This window comes from Pontibacter arcticus (assembly GCF_003284895.1).
Lineage (GTDB): Bacteria > Bacteroidota > Bacteroidia > Cytophagales > Hymenobacteraceae > Pontibacter > Pontibacter arcticus.
The window spans coordinates 216,493-230,855 of the sequence record NZ_QMDV01000003.1; the positions used below are offsets into that span (position 1 = coordinate 216,493).

The following is a 14,363-nucleotide window of genomic DNA, read 5'->3' on the forward strand; positions in this document are numbered from 1 at the left end:
GAATTTAAAAGTCCTTATGTCTGTGTTAATTTAATGTTACGGAGCAGACAATTCTTTGTGAATGTGTGTTAATCACTTGGTAATTATGTAATTATACTTACAAAGGAGGCCTCACAGCCTTGATAAAAATCTTCTGATAGTGTTCTGCAAAAAAATTGTTTTCGATAACGCCCAGCGAGGTGGAGGCGTGTATAAACCTGATCTCATCATCACTTATAACATCTGTTATCATGCCCACATGGGTAATCTCGCGGCTAAAGCGGTTTGCCCCAAAAAAAACCAGGTCGCCTTCCCGTAAATTTCTCACTTTAACTTCCTGGCCAAACCGGCTTTGCTCTTCTGATGTGCGGGGTAGCGTTACGTCTATACTTTGGAAGGAGGTGCACAATAATCCGGAGCAATCCATACCTACCCGTGTAGTGCCGCCCCAGCGGTAAGGCGTGCCGGTATATGAGCGGGCCGTTTTAATAAGTGTAGCAATGTCCTGGTCTAGTTCGCGCGGATTTTTTACGCGGGTGCGGCTGCTGCGGTCTTTGGAAGCAAGTGTGCCTCCCCTCGATTTTCTAGTACGCTTGGCATACGTACCACTTTTACGGGCCTGTCTTTTTTCGGCGGCAATCTCACGGGCAGATTTATACGTTTCGCCACGCTTACTGAATACCGGCTGAGACGTTTGGCAGGAAACCAGCAATAAGATAAAAAAGATAAAGAGGACGGAGGTGGTAAATAATGTTTTCAAAGCTTACTTTAGCAATTGAGGTAAAACAAAGTATAATGGCTTGTTCAGAGTCTGATTAAACTTCCTGTTTTGCGCTGCAAATTGATCATTAAGGAACCTGACTTCACGCTTTTTTTGCCCCATAGCGCCGCTATGATACGCTAAAACCGTTTCGCCAGAACCCTGTCTGACCAATTTTCGCATTCATAAATGAAATTTAAGCAGGCTCTAAGTTACTCACAAGCCGCCCTTTTTAAAAATGAAATTCAATTCTCTTACGCCCGAAGCTATCGAAGTACTGTCTGCCATAGTAGGAACGGCACATGCTATACTTCCCGCTGCCACCGATGCAATGGCACGCTATACCCACGACGAAACAGAAGACCTGCGCTACGAGCCGGAGCTTGTTCTTAAACCTGAGAACGCCACCGAGATAAGCCGTATTGTGAAGTTTTGCCACGAAAATTATATTCCGGTAACGCCACGCGGGGCAGGAACAGGGCTTAGCGGCGGCGCACTGCCTGTGCATAAGGGAGTTGTGATCAGTACGGAGCGGTTAAATAAAATTATTCAGATTGATGAGCGCAACCTGCAGGCCACCGTTGAGCCGGGCGTTATCACGCAGGTTTTTCAGGAGGCTGTGATTGCCAAAGGGCTTTTTTATCCCCCAGACCCATCGAGCCGGGGCAGCTGCTTTTTAGGCGGTAACCTCAGCGAATCGAGTGGCGGGCCTCGCGCTGTAAAGTATGGCGTAACCAAAGACTACGTCCTGAACATGGAAGTGGTGCTGCCAACCGGCGAAATAACCTGGACCGGTGCCAACGTTCTGAAGAATGCCACCGGCTATAACCTGACCCAACTCATGATCGGGAGCGAAGGTACGCTGGGTATCATCACCAAGATCGTATTCAAACTTATACCTTACCCAACTCAGAACCTGGTAATGTTGGCGCCTTTCCGGGATCAGGAAGAAGCGTGTGCAGCTGTATCACGGATTTTTATGGCTGGCATTGTACCCTCCGCTTTAGAATTTATGGAGCGCGACGCGATTGTCTGGACAGACCAGTTCCTGAACCTCAACTTATCTTTACCAGAAGATATAAAGGCACACTTGCTGATAGAGCTGGATGGCAACGAAATGGATTTGCTTTTTAAAGATGCGGAACGGGTGTACGAAGTGCTGGAAGGGTTTAATGTAGGCGAAATACTGGTAGCCGATACCGACAAGCAGAAAGCAGACCTTTGGCACCTGCGCCGCAATGTGGCCCATGCTGTAAAAGGCAATTCGGTTTACAAAGAAGAAGATACGGTAGTGCCGCGCGCCGAACTGCCTAAATTGCTGCATGGCGTAAAAGCGATCGGGGCGAAGTATAACTTCAAATCGGTTTGCTACGGCCACGCCGGCGATGGCAACCTGCACGTCAACATCATCAAAGGAGATATGAGTGACAACGACTGGAACAACAAACTGCCCGAAGGTATAAAAGAGATTTTTGAGCTTTGCGTAAGCCTGGGCGGTACAATTTCCGGAGAGCACGGCATTGGGTTGGTGCAGCGCCCTTATATAAGTATCGCCCTGAACGAAGTACAATTACGCCTCATGCGGGGTATTAAAACCCTCTTCGATCCGCACGGTATACTTAACCCCGGAAAAATATTTTAAGTACAAATCAGATTTAGTCAACCGGCAGGTCATCGTTTTGCTGGCTGGCTAGTTTGTTATCCAGTTTGCGCAGGTTCTGCCACGATTGCAGTACCGTATTTGGTTTTTCATCTACAGGCGCATGTCCGTTGGGTGTTATACTTTGGTTTACGGCCTCTTTGCCTGAGGTAGATGCTGTTTGAGCGTTTGTAGAGTTTTGGTTGGTAGCTTTCATAAAGAGTAGGGTTTTAATGCTCCAGTTGTGCTACAGAGCGTTTTAGTTGTTCTTCTTTTATAAAATTGCTGATATAGCTGGTTACTTCTTCTGCATTCTCTTCCTGCAGGAAATGCCCGCTTTCCTCAAACTGGATTACATAACATTCATGGAAAAAGGCTTTCCAGCGTTGCAGGTCGCCCTGGCTGATCAGTTTGTCGCGGCCGCCCCAAAGTATAAGCGTTGGGATATTCTGTATCTTTTTGCGCTCTCTCCAAAGCTCATCATACCATTTGGTTATGCCAACAAGCTCGCGGGCGCAGGGCAGTTTATGTACACGGTCTTCGGGGTTGCCCAGCGCTTTTACATAATGGTGCCTGATGGTTTCCGGAAGCTCCGCTTCGCCCACAAAAAGCTCGTTCACCAATGCTTTAGCCGATACATTAAGCTTGGAGTGCATAAACTTGCCTAGCGGGCCAACCAGGTACTTGCTTGTTTTGCCAAACGTCTGCTGTTTCGAAAGCGACCATGCCCAGGAATTCAGCATGACAATGCTTTTTACGTTTTCAGGGTGATGGATGGCATAAGCAAACCCGATTGGGGCTCCAAAATCATGTACCACCAGCGTAATATCTTTTAGCTGGAGATGGTCCATCAGTGCCTCAAAATTGGCAGCATGCCCGCGCGGCTTGTAGTTCCAGTCTTCCGGTTTATCAGAAAGGCCGTACCCGATCAGGTCGAGGGCAATGCAACGGTAATTTCTACTTAAGATCTTGATCAGGTTCCTGTACAGGAAAGACCACGACGGCGTGCCATGCAACATCACAATTACAGGGCCTTCCCCTTCATCTATGTAATGCATATTGCCGGCATCAAGCGCCAGGTAATGAGATGTAAAGGGATATTCTTGTGTATCCAGCCAGTCAGGTTTCATAAAACGTTCGGGGTGTATCTACTATCCTATACTTTGAATAGAAAACGAGGTTGCTGATTTCACCCAAAATCCAGCCAGATACTATGTAAAAGCACACGGTTTTTCTTCGGATGTGAACAGATTCAGGTACGTAAGCCAGAAGTGTTTACAAAGCAAACAAGCCAGCAGCTACAGCCCATGTTAAGATAAAACGAAAGTATAAACGCAGCAAAGTATAAAGTTAAGGCAGATTAAAGTATAAGATGTTGATTTCTAGATTATAGAATTTGTTATACTTTACAGCTTGCTATACTTTCTTCAGCGGCATCATTCCTAAAGTATAAAGTATAACTTTGTGCTACATATGTGTGGATTAACCGGTGTTATAGCATTTACAGAGCAGGGAAGGCTGGCCATTAGCCAGCTGCAGGCGGCTGCGGCTGCCCTGAGCCACCGTGGCCCCGATGCCGAAGGCTTTTACCGGCACAACAACATTGGGCTGGCGCACCGCAGGCTTTCCATTATTTCTCCGCAAACGGAGGCTAATCAGCCGTTTATAGATAGTAGCCGCCGTTACGTGCTTGTTTTTAATGGCGAGATATTTAATTACAAAGCGCTACGCACAAAATTGCAGCATACGGGCGTAACCTTTCGTACCGATTCGGATTCTGAAGTTTTGCTGGAGCTCTACAAACAAAAAGGGCAGGATTGCTTGAAAAAGCTGCACGGTTTTTTTGCCTTCGCCATTTACGATACGTTTGACGGAAGCCTGTTTCTGGCCCGCGACCGTTTTGGCGAGAAGCCGCTGGTATACTATAAAGATGCCGATAAATTTATTTTTGGTTCCGAGCTGGCGGCACTTTTCGCTTTAGATGTTCCCCGTGAAATAGATTATACTTCGCTGTTCCAGTACCTGCAGCTAACCTACGTGCCTGCGCCAGCTACCATGCTGAAAGGCGTTAAAAAGCTGTTACCCGGCCATTCGCTCTACATCAAAAATAACAAAGTGCAGCAAACGGTCTGGTACAGGTTGCCTTATGATGCTGCAAAAGCCGAAAGTAACCCGATGCCTTACAAACAGCAGCAACTTAAGTTAAAGCAATTACTGGAGCAAGCCGTTACCGACCGGATGGTGGCTGATGTACCGGTTGGCGCTTTGCTGAGTGGTGGCCTCGATTCTTCTATTGTGGTGGCATTGGCAGCCCGGCAGAATCCGTCTTTAAAAACCTTTTCGGTTGGGTTTCCGGACCAGCCATACTTCGATGAAACTGCTTTTGCCCGTTTAGTGTCCACAAAGTATAAAACCGACCATACGGAAGTGCTTTTTACCAACCATGAGCTGGGCCAGCACTTATATAGTATGCTGAACAGCCAGAGCGAGCCCTTTGCAGATTCGTCGGCGCTGGCCGTGTATGCACTTAGCAGGCAGGTTGGGGCAAGTATGAAAACTGTTTTATCCGGTGATGGCGCTGACGAACTTTTTGCAGGCTACAACAAACACCGCGCAGAGTATAAAGTACTAACGGGCGGCCTGGATGTAAAAGCGGTAAAGAGTCTGAAAAGCCTGTGGTCTATGCTTCCAAAATCCAGAAACGATCGCTTCTCCAACACAGTGCGGCAGCTGCAGCGTTTTGCCGCCGGAGCAAATCTGTCGCCTGAAGAACGGTATTGGTTTTGGGCTGGCTGGCAAACAGAGCAGGAGGCTTTAGCACTATTCCGGAGTGATAGACGCGCCACTGTTTTTAACAAATTATATGTTGCCAGAAAAAACAGATTATTAATGAGCTTCCGTAGTAACCTTATAAGTTTTAATAACGTACTGTGTGCCGACTGGGAACTGGTGCTGGCTAATGATATGCTGCACAAAACAGACACAATGGGAATGGCAAACGGCCTGGAAATAAGAAGTCCCTACCTGGATCACCGGCTCGTGAAGTTCGCATTTTCGCTGCCTGCTGCGTCTAAGATAGATGGCTCGCACCAGAAAAAGCTGCTGAAAGATACTTTTAGAACGATGTTGCCCCCGGAATTGTATAGCAGAGAGAAGAAAGGCTTCGAAATTCCGCTGTTATCGTTTCTGAAAAAGGAAGGCGCTGCATTAATACAGGAGTTTCTGTCCGATACTTTTATCGCTGACCAAGGGATATTTGATCAGAAAGAGGTGAAACAGTTACGGAAAACCTTTGAATCCGGAGCAGCGGCAAACGTGCAAACCAAAGTATGGAGTCTGCTTGTTTTTCAGTTCTGGTGGAAGAATAACATAAAATTAACATAGAGCATAACACAAAGTATAGTTCTGAAAAAATTAAGACACTTGTCTGTTTTAAAACATAAATTTGTAAATCAAAAATAAACACATTATGAGAATAGCTGTAGTTGGTACTGGGTATGTAGGCTTGGTAACGGGAACTTGTTTCGCCGAAGTAGGTATCGATGTAACTTGTATTGACATCGATCAGAAAAAGATCGAAAATCTGAAAAACGGCATTCTGCCAATTTACGAGCCAGGCCTGGAAGAAATGGTAGTGCGCAATGCACAAAAAGAGCGCCTTTCTTTCTCCACAGATCTGGGTACCAGTATTCAGGGCAGTGATGTTGCCTTTATTGCGGTAGGAACACCTCCGGGAGAAGACGGCAGCGCAGATCTGAAGTATGTTTTAGCAGTAGCAAGAGCTATCGGCCAGAACATGACGGATTATATCGTTGTAGTTACTAAAAGTACAGTACCGGTTGGTACAGCAAAAAAAGTACGTGAAGCTATTGAGCAGGAGCTGGAAGCACGTGGTGTAAACATTGCATTTGATGTAGCCTCTAACCCTGAGTTCCTGAAAGAAGGTGCTGCTATTGATGACTTCCTGAAGCCGGATCGTATTGTAGTTGGCGTTTCTTCTAAAAGAGCAGAAGAAGTAATGTCGAAGCTGTACAAGCCATTCTTGATGAACGGCCACCCGCTTATTTTCATGGATATCCCATCTGCTGAAATGACCAAGTATGCTGCAAACGCGATGCTGGCTACTAAAATCAGCTTCATGAACGACATTGCCAACCTATGCGAAATTATGGGTGCCGATGTGAACATGGTGCGTAAAGGTATTGGTTCTGATGCCCGTATCGGTAACAAATTTATTTACCCGGGTATTGGCTACGGCGGATCTTGCTTCCCGAAAGACGTGAAAGCGCTTATCAAAACGGCACACGAAAATGGCTATGATATGCGCGTATTAAAGTCTGTGGAAGAAGTAAACGAAAACCAGAAATCGGTTCTTTTCAATAAGATCAACAACCACTTTAACGGCGACCTGGCTGGCAAAACGTTTGCGATCTGGGGACTTTCTTTCAAGCCGAAAACAGACGATATGCGTGAAGCACCATCGTTGGTTATCATCGAAAAATTATTGGCAAAAGGTGCTAAAGTTCGCGCTTACGACCCGGTAGCCATGAAAGAGGCAAGCCATACGTTGGGCGATACAATTGAGTATGGCAAAGATGAGTATGAAACTTTGATTGATGCAGATGCTTTGTTACTGGTAACTGAGTGGCCTGAGTTCAGATCGCCTAACTTTACAGTAGTAAGCAAACTGCTGAAAGAGAAAGTGATCTTTGATGGCCGTAACATTTACGATGCAGCAGATATGCAGGATAAAGGCTTTACTTACTACGGTATCGGTTTAAAGCAGCAGGTAGCCCAGGTAAACGAAGCTATCTAATTAAAATACAAAAAGTATAGGCCTACAGCTTATACTTGTAAATAGCCCTTGTTGTGTTTTTTTCTTAACTTTGAGAAAAACTACAGCAAGGGCATTTTGCGTAGTATGGAGTTGGTGAAATTTATACTTTAGAATAGTTATAGAATGGTGAAGAAACGCGTTTTAATTACAGGAGGAGCCGGTTTTCTGGGTTCTCACTTATGCGACAGATTCATAAAGGAAGGCTACCATGTTATTGCCATGGATAACTTGATTACCGGAAATCTGGAGAACATTGAGCATTTGTTTAAGCTGCCCAATTTTGAGTTCTATCACCATGATGTTTCCAAGTTCGTGCACGTGCCCGGCCACCTGGATTATATTTTGCACTTTGCCTCGCCGGCAAGCCCGATAGATTACCTTAAGATTCCGATCCAGACGCTTAAAGTTGGCTCTTTGGGTACGCACAACCTGTTAGGCCTGGCAAAAGCAAAAAATGCCCGCATGCTGATCGCTTCAACTTCCGAAGTATACGGTGACCCGCAAATACACCCTCAGCCGGAAGACTATTGGGGTAATGTAAACCCGGTTGGCCCGCGTGGTTGCTACGATGAAGCCAAGCGTTTCCAGGAAGCGATGACCATGGCTTACCATATGCACCACGGCCTTGAAACCCGCATTGTGCGTATCTTTAACACCTATGGCCCACGCATGCGCCTGAACGATGGTCGTGTATTGCCTGCTTTCCTGAGCCAGGCCCTGCGCGGTGAACCTTTAAGTATATTTGGAGATGGCAGCCAGACACGTTCTTTCTGTTATGTGGATGACCTGGTGGAAGGCATTTACCGCCTGTTGCTGAGTGACTATGCATTGCCAGTAAATGTGGGCAATCCATCTGAAATTACGATCAAAGAGTTTGCTGAGGAGATCTGTAAACTAACTGGTGTTGAGTTGAAGCTGGAGTACCAACCGCTACCAAAAGACGACCCGCAGATGCGCCGCCCTGATATTGCCAAAGCACAGGAAATACTGGGCTGGGAACCAAAAGTAGACCGTGCTGAAGGTCTGAAAAGAACTTTAGAGTACTTTAAAGAAAAAGTGCCGGTTGCTCCGAAAGAGAACTTGAACTTTAAATAAAATTAAAACAAAGCCCGGTCAGAAATGACTGGGTTTTGTTTTATAAGTCATCGCTCAGTAAGATATCCCGAAGGCGCTCGCCGGCTTTCCCGTCAAATTTATACATCCACTCTTCTGTAAATTTTGCTTTGTTGAGTACTTGTTGCCGATGAAGTGCTTCTATATTCGGAAGTATAGTTTTGAGTTCTTCCAGCTCATATATAGGATGAGCCACACCGGCATCTACAAAGGGCGCTGAAACAGGAAAATTTCCTGCCGGATGCTTTACATATGTAATTACAGTAGTATGCGGGAAAGCAGCAAAGGGCATTAAGTAGGTTGAATAAAACCCAATAACGATTGGTATACTTGGTGCAAGGTTTATTAGTGTTTCCTCGTTAATAATTAAGCATTTTCTCTGGTTTTGTAGCTCTTCCCAACCCGCTGTTTCTTGTTTTGGATGAAGCTTTACATAAAGCTGATAATTGTGCTTCTGGCAAAGATCAGAAAGATCAGTATTAAAAGTTTTCTTAATCTCGTTGTTCCATTGCAGTAAACTGTGCTCTGCTAAGGGCTGGTCAATAAACAGTATAATTTTGATTTGCTGTGCAGGATTTTGTTTAGCCAGAGCGTCGAAATAAGGTATACCGATAAAAGTTGCTTTTTTACTAAAATAAGGAGCCTCATGCGTAACAAATGCGTCATATATTTTAGAACTAAAACCAATATAATTTTCCGCTAGACGTTTTTCAGATGTTATACTTCTGAATGTATCTAAGTAATTATGTTTGCTTCTTATTTTAATGAAGTGCTTAGCAAAGGCCTTATCTTCAGGAGGCAATAACTTTATACTATTAAGCAAAAATAAGCGGGATTTAATGCGCGCTATAAAATTATGTGTAAGCTTATAGTAGGTCTTAATTTTAGCTATAAAGTTTTTTTTCGATGCTGGGCTAATATTAGCATCAAACCCAAATACGTAGTCAGCCCTTAAGCCATGTTCTAATAAATAAGTAGGTATATTAAGCTGTCTGCAAGCCAGATTCAGGATAACATGGTTATAAGATTCAATGTATAGAAATACTACTTTGTGGGGGCGTATCTGATGGAGTAAGGCGAATACGTCTTTAAAATTCTTCCAATATATGGCTTGCCCATATGCCTGATAACCATGATTTGTTTCTTCTTTTGGAGAAGTATAAAAAAGAAAATACAGGTAAATATCATTTTTTGCATCCTTTAGCAGGGATACATAATCAGTTCTGCAATAATCACCAATAAAGAGTATTTTCGGCTTGGAAGGCATTGTAAAGTCTGAATAACCAAGTTATAAATTTAGCATAATGGCAGTAGTAAATAACAATGTAATTGCAATTGTGGTGCCTGCTATTGCGCGTGAAGGTATATCCAAGCTAGTTTTAAGTCAGGTAAAGGCTTTAAGAGGTAGAGATTATACTGTCGTTATGGTTGTACTTTCTGATAGTTCTCAAAACGTGCTGGAAGATATGAAAGTACATTTTTCTAGTAGCCAACTATTAGTGTTAAAACAAAAAGAGGCTTATTTATCTGTCAGAAATTTATTTACCTCTTTCCAACTGATAGGACCAATTATAAAGTTTTTAAAGCGACATGAAATAAGTGTGGTTGTAGCACATGCCCCCTATTCACATTTTGTAATGCGATTAGTAAAATTAAGGCTACAGCTTACAAACTTTAATTTTAAGCTTGTACAGTATTTTCATATTACACAGTATGCACAATTCCCGCTTAACTCAATAAGAAGAACAGCTATAAATAAGATAAATCAGATATTGGGTCAACTTTATGATGCTGATCATATATTTGTTTCTGAGGCCGTACAGGAGGATATAGGGCTTCATTTATTCAGACATCCTTCCTCTAAAGTTATTTACAATGCATTACCCACTCTAAACAACCAAGCTCAAGGTTTGAATTGCAGTAAGGGTATACACATAGCGGATGGGGCTTATGTAATAGTAATACCAGGTAGGATTGAACAGAGCAAAGGACAGTTATTTTTTATGGATGTGCTAAAGCTCTTCGTAGAGCAGAGAAAGCTTACACCCAATAACATTCAAATTCTGGTAATTGGTGATGGTGAGCAAAGACAGATGCTGGAGAAAAAAGTTAAGGCCTTTAATCTCGTTGAGTATGTTAATCTCTTGGGTTCCGTGCCAAATACGGAATTATTGGATTGGATGAATAAAGCAGACACAGTAGTACTTCCATCTTTTTTTGAAGGCTTGCCACTTGTAGCATTAGAAGCTATGCAAACGAAAGCAATTGTTCTGACTTCTGATATTAAACCTTTCAGGGAAATTATAGCACATGGCCAAAATGGATTCATGTTTAAAGCAGGTAATACAGATGACTGTTTGGAGAAGCTTCAGTTTATTTATGATAACCGGTCTAATCACCTTATTGAGTTAGAAAAAGCAGCATTGCAGGTAGCAAAAAAAATCTCTTTTGAGCACCATATGGCGCAGCTAGTTCAGGTAATTAATTAGTGTGAAGCAGAATAAAATGGAGCGGTGTATTTTGTTTATATGTTATTGGGGGTTGGATGATGGACTTACTACTTCAACTGTGTTGCCTGTACTGGATGTACTGGAATCTTCAAAAGAGGTTAATAAAATTATACTTATTACAATTGAGCGGGAGCATGTAAAGTTGCGCACTACTTTAACTGAACAATCAAAAGTGCAGCACGTGCCTTTGTATTCTACCACCGGTTACTTTTCTAAAATTAAAGATTTTACAATTAAGCAGAATAAACTAGTAAAAATTTTAAATCGGTATCAGGTTAATTTAATAATTGGGCATAGCAGTCAGGCAGGTGCTATGGTACATAAATTAGGGAAGGAATCACAAGTTCCGTATATAGTTTCGCTTTTCGAGCCCCACGCTGCTTATATGCTGGAGTCCAAAGTATGGAAACATTATGGCTTGAAGTATAAATTTCAAAAGCATTGGGAAAATCTTCAGAAAAAGAATGCCTTTGGCCTAATGCCAGTGGCAGAAGGTTATAAGCAGGAGTTAGTAAGTGAAGGCATTGCTGCTGAAAGAATTTTTGTAGTGCCTTGTTCTGTAGAACCTGAACTATTTAAATATGATCTACAAAGAAGGATAGAAATACGGCGGCAATTAAGTTGGGAAAGCGCTACTATTGGTATCTATGTAGGCAAATTTGGAGGCTTGTATTATGATAACGAAGCATTTTATATCTACATAAGATGTTTCGAACTGATTCCCGGTTTCAGATTGCTTATACTTGCGCCTCATCCACAGCAGGAGATACACCAGCAATTACAAAAGCATACATTGGATATGGCGCATGTACATATTGCTTCAGTGCAGCACCACCAAGTAGCAGCTTACCTTTCAGCAGCCGATTTTGCTTTCGCAACCTACAAACCCGGCTCTTCTAAAAAGTACCTTTCCCCTGTAAAAATAGGCGAGTACTGGGCAAATGGCTTGCCGGTGCTTTTAACCGAGGGCGTGGGAGATGACAGTGATATTATCCAAAACGAAGGAGGTGGCGCCACTTTTAATCTTGAGAAGGAAGGAAGTTTAGAAAATGCAATAGCTAAAATAAAATCCATACTTGGTGATCCAGTACATAGGCAGGAAATACCGAAGCTGGCCGCCAAGTATAGATCTCCTGATAAAATAAAGGAGGCGTACAGTTATTTCTTTAAGAAGTTAAACAACAAGCAGGCGTGAAAGTATTGTTTGTAGTGCCTTATCCAACAGGCAAAGCGGCTTCGCAGCGATACAGGGTAGAGCAATGGTTGCCAATTCTGCAAAAGCAAAGTATAGGGTATAAAATTTCCCCTTTTTGGGATAATGCCACGTGGGCTATACTTTATACACCCGGCCATACAGTACATAAAATAATAGGCTTGCTCAAAGGCTTTCTGAAAAGAGTATGGCTGCTGCCACAACTTGGGAAGTATGATTCTGTTTTCATTCACCGCGAAGCCATGCCCCTCGGGCCTCCCTGGTTTGAATGGATGGTAAGCAAAGTCTTCCGGAAAAAGCTGATCTATGATTTTGACGATGCGATCTGGCTTGAAAATACCACCACACATAATGAACTGGCAACAAAGTTAAAATGGCCGGAAAAAGTAGCAGCGATCTGTAAATGGAGCTACAAAATTAGCTGTGGCAACCATTACATTCTTGATTTCGCGAAGACCTACAACGACCAAAGTTTATACTTGCCCACCGTAGTTGATACGCAAAAACGTTATCATACTTTAAAAAAGCAGGATACAGAGAAATTGGTAATTGGCTGGATCGGCTCGCACTCTACCTTGCCATACTTGAAATTAATAGAGCCTGTTTTGCAGGAGCTCGAACAGAAGTATAGTTTCGATTTTCTGGTGATTGCCGACCGTGCGCCGGATATCCACGTAAAATCGCTGGAGTATAAAGTATGGAGCGAAGCAACCGAAATTACTGATCTGCTGGAAATGAACATTGGCGTGATGCCGTTGCCGGATACGGAATGGACAAGAGGAAAATGTGCTTTTAAAGCGATTCAGTATATGGCTTTAGGGATTCCGGCAGTTGTATCGGCGGTTGGAGCAAACCAGGTTGCCGTTAGGAGTGGAGTTACGGGTTATACATGTAAATCCGATCAGGACTGGTATAACAGCTTGGAAGAGCTGCTAAACAATACTGCCCTGCGCATCAAAATGGGCAGGGCAGCACAGAAATTTATAGAGACGAACTTTTCTGTGGCAGCGCAGCAGGAAGTGTTTCTTCGTTTATTTCGTTAGCGTTTTTTATTTGCTTTCAGGTAATCCTTGGCTTCTTTGTAGCTACCGGATTTCTTTTCGCTGGCTTTTAATACTACAGTGTAATATTTTTTTGCAGCAGCAATATCTTTCTGCTGATTTGCCATCCGCCCTAAGTTCAGGTAAGAATTCACAAAGTAGCCCGAATCACGCTCATCCGTCATTTCGGCATACATAATAGCATTCTGGTAATAGCCTTTTGCTTTATCGAAATCGCGGTATTTATTCTGGTTTATGTAAGCCAGGATGTAAGAAGCATAGCGTCCGCTGATGGCTTCGTAGCCCGGCATGTTTTGGTCCAGTTTAGCTAAAATGTTAAGCGATACACGCTCAGCCGCAGTAAAATGGCCCTGTACAAAAAGTAACCTGGCGTAGTAGCGCTGGAAATAAGCATTGTCCGGATACTTGGTGGCTAATGATTGCGATATCTTCAGCGCCTGTTCCATGTTCTTTTCGTCGTTAGACTGGATCTTCATCAAAAAGAACTTGGCCTCGGTGCCCGTATAAAAACCATTATTTGCTACATAGCTCAGCTGTTTTATACCCAGTCGCTTATCGCCGCTCGGGAAAAAAGCCAGCACAGGGCGCAGCATCGGGTAGTTTTCGTTTATCCAGATAGAGTAGTAGTTAAAAAGCGACTCCCCGAATAAAAACTCAGGGCTAAGCCCGTTACCGGCTTTAGCTTTCTCCATAAACTCAAGTGCTTTTTTGCTGGCAAAAGTAGCTTTACGCCAGTTGCTGCGCTCGGAGTGCAACCGACCTTCAAAACCATAGGCAGCTGCTAAAAAGAAAGCGGCTTCTACATCTTTCTCATTCTTATCATACATCGCTTCTGCTTTCTGAACGGTAGAGTCCATGTAAGCAAAGAAGAGGTCGTCATACTTTTTTGTCTGGATATTGGTCGGTACAATTTTCCACCACTGGCTTAAACCCATTAAAAAGTATGGGAGCGGGTGCTCCGGGTAGCGGCGGCGTATCGATTTAAACTGCTTCTCGGCAGTTGCATATTTAAAGTTATACATGTTATCCACGGCGCCTTCCAGTTCATACTGCACATCTGTGTTCAGCAGCAGCATGCCTTTAATTCTGGATGCAGTCGGCAATACCTCAATCGACTCAACAGTAACATTGCGCATCGCTGTTGTATCGGCGCGCTGAAGCTGATTTTGAGCGATACCTAAAACAGGCAGTGCTAAACTGAAAATGAAAATTAAAAATTTCTTCATTTAAAATAGGAAAATTCGATGCCAG

The 14,363-nt window shown here is 43.4% G+C and carries 12 protein-coding genes; 7 read left to right on the top strand and 5 right to left on the bottom strand.

Annotated features, from left to right (window positions below; translation table 11 throughout):
• Positions 1-97: 97 nt before the first annotated feature.
• Positions 98-739, bottom strand: coding sequence for a C40 family peptidase (locus tag DP923_RS10470; RefSeq protein WP_239021007.1), 642 nt, complete (start codon positions 737-739; stop codon positions 98-100).
• 238 nt (positions 740-977) lie between these two features.
• Here DP923_RS10470 and DP923_RS10480 point away from each other — a divergent pair, with 238 nt between their 5' ends.
• Positions 978-2,381, top strand: a complete 1,404-nt coding sequence (locus DP923_RS10480) for an FAD-binding oxidoreductase (protein WP_112305807.1) — start codon at positions 978-980, stop codon at positions 2,379-2,381.
• Positions 2,382-2,394: 13 nt separating this feature from the next.
• On the opposite strand, the gene DP923_RS10485 is transcribed toward DP923_RS10480, so the two are convergent.
• The gene (locus DP923_RS10485; RefSeq protein WP_112305808.1) at positions 2,395-2,595 is read right to left on the bottom strand and encodes a hypothetical protein; all 201 of its coding nucleotides are present in this window, start codon (positions 2,593-2,595) and stop codon (positions 2,395-2,397) included.
• Between the two features lie 13 nt (positions 2,596-2,608).
• Complete coding sequence (locus tag DP923_RS10490) at positions 2,609-3,508, bottom strand: alpha/beta fold hydrolase (protein ID WP_112305809.1); 900 nt, start codon at positions 3,506-3,508, stop codon at positions 2,609-2,611.
• 343 nt (positions 3,509-3,851) lie between these two features.
• Here DP923_RS10490 and asnB point away from each other — a divergent pair, with 343 nt between their 5' ends.
• From asnB to DP923_RS10505, 3 genes are all read left to right on the top strand, one after another.
• The gene (gene asnB, locus DP923_RS10495) at positions 3,852-5,762 is read left to right on the top strand and encodes an asparagine synthase (glutamine-hydrolyzing) (RefSeq protein WP_112305810.1); all 1,911 of its coding nucleotides are present in this window, start codon (positions 3,852-3,854) and stop codon (positions 5,760-5,762) included.
• A gap of 85 nt (positions 5,763-5,847) precedes the next feature.
• On the top strand, positions 5,848-7,194 hold the full coding sequence (locus DP923_RS10500) for a UDP-glucose dehydrogenase family protein (RefSeq protein WP_112305811.1): 1,347 nt from the start codon (positions 5,848-5,850) through the stop codon (positions 7,192-7,194).
• 144 nt (positions 7,195-7,338) lie between these two features.
• Entirely contained in the window at positions 7,339-8,310 is a 972-nt protein-coding gene (locus DP923_RS10505) for a UDP-glucuronic acid decarboxylase family protein (protein ID WP_112305812.1), read from the top strand.
• 40 nt (positions 8,311-8,350) lie between these two features.
• Here the strand turns inward: DP923_RS10505 and DP923_RS10510 are convergent, their stop codons facing one another.
• Positions 8,351-9,595 carry an alpha-2,8-polysialyltransferase family protein gene (locus DP923_RS10510; RefSeq protein WP_112305813.1) on the bottom strand — a complete coding sequence of 415 codons (1,245 nt, stop codon included), beginning with the start codon at positions 9,593-9,595 and terminating at the stop codon, positions 8,351-8,353.
• Positions 9,596-9,632: 37 nt separating this feature from the next.
• Here DP923_RS10510 and DP923_RS10515 point away from each other — a divergent pair, with 37 nt between their 5' ends.
• The 3 genes from DP923_RS10515 to DP923_RS10525 are packed head-to-tail and all read left to right on the top strand — an operon-like array spanning position 9,633 to position 13,094.
• Entirely contained in the window at positions 9,633-10,817 is a 1,185-nt protein-coding gene (locus DP923_RS10515) for a glycosyltransferase family 4 protein (RefSeq protein WP_112305814.1), read from the top strand.
• Between the two features lies 1 nt (position 10,818).
• The gene (locus tag DP923_RS10520) at positions 10,819-12,033 is read left to right on the top strand and encodes a glycosyltransferase family 4 protein (RefSeq protein WP_165838177.1); all 1,215 of its coding nucleotides are present in this window, start codon (positions 10,819-10,821) and stop codon (positions 12,031-12,033) included.
• Positions 12,030-13,094, top strand: coding sequence for a glycosyltransferase (locus tag DP923_RS10525; RefSeq protein WP_112305816.1), 1,065 nt, complete (start codon positions 12,030-12,032; stop codon positions 13,092-13,094). Before DP923_RS10520 ends, DP923_RS10525 begins: the two co-directional genes overlap by 4 nt.
• On the opposite strand, the gene DP923_RS10530 is transcribed toward DP923_RS10525, so the two are convergent.
• Positions 13,091-14,338, bottom strand: a complete 1,248-nt coding sequence (locus DP923_RS10530; RefSeq protein WP_112305817.1) for a tetratricopeptide repeat protein — start codon at positions 14,336-14,338, stop codon at positions 13,091-13,093. The genes DP923_RS10525 and DP923_RS10530 overlap by 4 nt on opposite strands.
• Between the last annotated feature and the right edge of the window lie 25 nt (positions 14,339-14,363).

Bases quoted from the DNA above. Each gene is read 5' to 3' on its own strand.
- DP923_RS10480 (WP_112305807.1), top strand. From the start codon at position 978: ATGAAATTCAATTCTCTTACGCCCGAAGCTATCGAAGTACTGTCTGCC.
- DP923_RS10485 (WP_112305808.1), bottom strand. From the start codon at position 2,595: ATGAAAGCTACCAACCAAAACTCTACAAACGCTCAAACAGCATCTACC.
- DP923_RS10490 (WP_112305809.1), bottom strand. From the start codon at position 3,508: ATGAAACCTGACTGGCTGGATACACAAGAATATCCCTTTACATCTCAT.
- asnB (WP_112305810.1), top strand. From the start codon at position 3,852: ATGTGTGGATTAACCGGTGTTATAGCATTTACAGAGCAGGGAAGGCTG.
- DP923_RS10500 (WP_112305811.1), top strand. From the start codon at position 5,848: ATGAGAATAGCTGTAGTTGGTACTGGGTATGTAGGCTTGGTAACGGGA.
- DP923_RS10505 (WP_112305812.1), top strand. From the start codon at position 7,339: ATGGTGAAGAAACGCGTTTTAATTACAGGAGGAGCCGGTTTTCTGGGT.
- DP923_RS10510 (WP_112305813.1), bottom strand. From the start codon at position 9,595: ATGCCTTCCAAGCCGAAAATACTCTTTATTGGTGATTATTGCAGAACT.
- DP923_RS10515 (WP_112305814.1), top strand. From the start codon at position 9,633: ATGGCAGTAGTAAATAACAATGTAATTGCAATTGTGGTGCCTGCTATT.
- DP923_RS10530 (WP_112305817.1), bottom strand. From the start codon at position 14,338: ATGAAGAAATTTTTAATTTTCATTTTCAGTTTAGCACTGCCTGTTTTA.